Source organism: Streptomyces sp. LS1784 (assembly GCF_020103755.1).
Taxonomy (GTDB): domain Bacteria; phylum Actinomycetota; class Actinomycetes; order Streptomycetales; family Streptomycetaceae; genus Kitasatospora.
The window spans coordinates 1-2,176 of record NZ_JAHSQD010000896.1 but is presented as its reverse complement, the minus strand read 5'-3'; the positions used below and the strand labels follow the sequence as shown (position 1 = coordinate 2,176).

The following is a 2,176-nucleotide window of genomic DNA, read 5'->3' as shown; positions in this document are numbered from 1 at the left end:
CGCCCGCGCCGGCCGCGGCCCCGGCCGGTCGGCTCGACCCCGCCGAGTACGTCGGCGACGCCGCCGCCAGGACCGGCTTCGGCGGCCTGGAGGCGATCGACGAGATCACCATGGTCGCGGTGCCCGACCTGATGAGCGCCTACCAGCGCGGTGACCTCGACGACGAGGGCCTGCGCACCGTCCAGCTGGCGGTGATGTCGCACTGCGAGCAGATGGGCGACCGGATCGCCGTCCTGGATCCGCCGCCCGGTCTCAACGCCCAGCGGATGCGCACCTGGCGAAACGACGAGGCGGGCTTCGACTCCCGCTACGCCGCGCTCTACTACCCGTGGATCAAGGTGTTCGACCCGGCGAGCGGCCGCAACGTGCTGGTCCCGCCGAGCGGGCACGTCGCCGGGGTGTGGGCGCGCAGCGACGCCGAGCGCGGCGTGCACAAGGCGCCCGCCAACGAGGTCATCCGCGGCGCGGTGGACCTGGAGATACGCCTCAGCAAGGGCGAGCAGGACCTGCTGAACCCGATCGGCGTCAACTGCGTACGGGCCTTCCCCGGGCGCGGCATCCGGATCTGGGGCGCGCGCACCCTGTCCTCCGACCCCGCGTGGCGCTACCTGAACGTGCGCCGGCTCTTCAACTACCTGGAGGAGTCCATCCTCCTGGGGACCCAGTGGGTGGTCTTCGAACCCAACGACGACCGGCTGTGGTCCAGCATCCGCCGGAACATCACCGCGTTCCTCACCGAGGAGTGGCGGCGCGGGGCGCTGTTCGGCCAGACCGCGGCCGAGGCCTTCTACGTCAAGTGCGACCGCGACAACAACCCGCCGGAGTCCATAGACCTCGGCCAGGTGGTCTGCGAGATCGGCGTCGCCCCGGTGAAGCCCGCGGAGTTCGTGGTGTTCCGGCTGTCCCAGTTCTCCGACAGCACGAGCCTCGTCAACGAGTGACCGGCCCGGTCGGCACCACCCCTCGGCACCCCTCGCATCGGAAGGTGACACAAACCCATGGCTGAAGGCGATCCGCTCTCCACACATATCTTCGGCGTCCAACTCGGCGGCTACAACGTCGAGTCCGTCAAGGAGATCAGCAACCTGACGGTCGAACAGGACGTCGTCGAGTACAAGCAGGTGACCCAAGAGGGCAAACTGATCGTCCGCAAGCAGCCCGGCGCCCGGCTGCCCGGCGAGGTGACCATCACCCGCGGCCTGGACAAGAGCGGCGCGTTCACGGACTGGATCAAGGAGACCCTGAACAACGGGGCGATCAACACCGCGCGGCAGAACCTCACCATCGAGGTCAAGGACACCACCGGTGCCACCCTGCGGCGCATCCAGCTGATCAACGCCTGGGCGAGCCGCTGGGAGGGCCCCACCCTCAGCGCCGGCGAGTCCAGCGCCGCGACCGAGACCGTGACCATCGTGTTCGAGGAGATCTCGGTCGAGTGAGGCGGAAGATCGGCCTGGAGGAGCTGCTGGAACGGGCTCCGGCCCCGCAGAACACCGCGCCGCAGCAGCAGGCCCCGGCGGCAGCGGCAGCGGCGCAGCCCCGGGGGCGGGCGCCGCACACCGAGTTCGAGTTCGAGCTGCCGCTCGGCTACGTCGACGACGAGGGCACCGTGCACCGGCACGGCGCCATGCGCCTCGCCACCGCCCGGGACGAGCTGATGCCGCAGATCGACCTGCGGGTCAAGGAGAACCCGGCCTACCTCAGCGTGGTGCTGCTCAGCCACGTGATCACCAGGCTGGGCGACATCACCGACGTGCACGCCGGGGTCGTCGAGCGGATGTACGCCACCGACGTGGCCTTCCTCCAGGACCTCTACCAGCGGATCAACAGCGAAGGCCACACGCGCGCCGCGGTGACCTGCCCGCACTGCGACGGCGCCTTCGAGGTCGACCTCGCCGGTGGGCGCCTGGGGGAATCGTGACGTACGCGCCTGCTCGGCTGTACGAGGAGATCGCGTACATCGCCTACCACTTCCATTGGCAGCGGGAGGACATCCTCGACCTGACCCACCGCGAACGCGGGCAGTGGGTCAGGGAGATCGCTCGGCTCAACACCCGCATCAGCGAAGGCGGGTGAGCGGGGTGGGGCTTCGGGACTGGATCGGCCGCCGGAGGGGCGGCGAGCCCGGGGGCACCGGTGGCGCCGGTGGTTCCGGCGGTGCTTCCGGTGATGCCGG

At 70.2% G+C, this 2,176-nt stretch carries 4 protein-coding genes; all 4 read left to right on the top strand.

Annotated features, from left to right (window positions below):
* A partial coding sequence (locus KS423_RS43960; RefSeq protein WP_224285289.1) for a phage tail sheath subtilisin-like domain-containing protein occupies positions 1–941 on the top strand: 941 nt, incomplete at its 5' end.
* A 57-nt stretch (positions 942–998) separates the two neighbouring features.
* Positions 999–1,439 (top strand): phage tail protein, encoded by a 441-nt coding sequence (locus tag KS423_RS43955; RefSeq protein ID WP_218203532.1) that lies wholly within the window; start codon positions 999–1,001, stop codon positions 1,437–1,439.
* Complete coding sequence (locus tag KS423_RS43950) at positions 1,436–1,921, top strand: hypothetical protein (RefSeq protein WP_224285288.1); 486 nt, start codon at positions 1,436–1,438, stop codon at positions 1,919–1,921. The genes KS423_RS43955 and KS423_RS43950 overlap by 4 nt, the downstream gene beginning before the upstream one ends.
* The gene (locus KS423_RS43945; RefSeq protein ID WP_181970396.1) at positions 1,918–2,076 is read left to right on the top strand and encodes a DUF6760 family protein; all 159 of its coding nucleotides are present in this window, start codon (positions 1,918–1,920) and stop codon (positions 2,074–2,076) included. Before KS423_RS43950 ends, KS423_RS43945 begins: the two co-directional genes overlap by 4 nt.
* The last annotated feature ends 100 nt before the right edge of the window (positions 2,077–2,176 follow it).

What these genes read in the sequence shown, in the direction of transcription:
- KS423_RS43955 (WP_218203532.1), top strand. Translation starts at nt 999, where the DNA reads ATGGCTGAAGGCGATCCGCTCTCCACACATATCTTCGGCGTCCAACTC.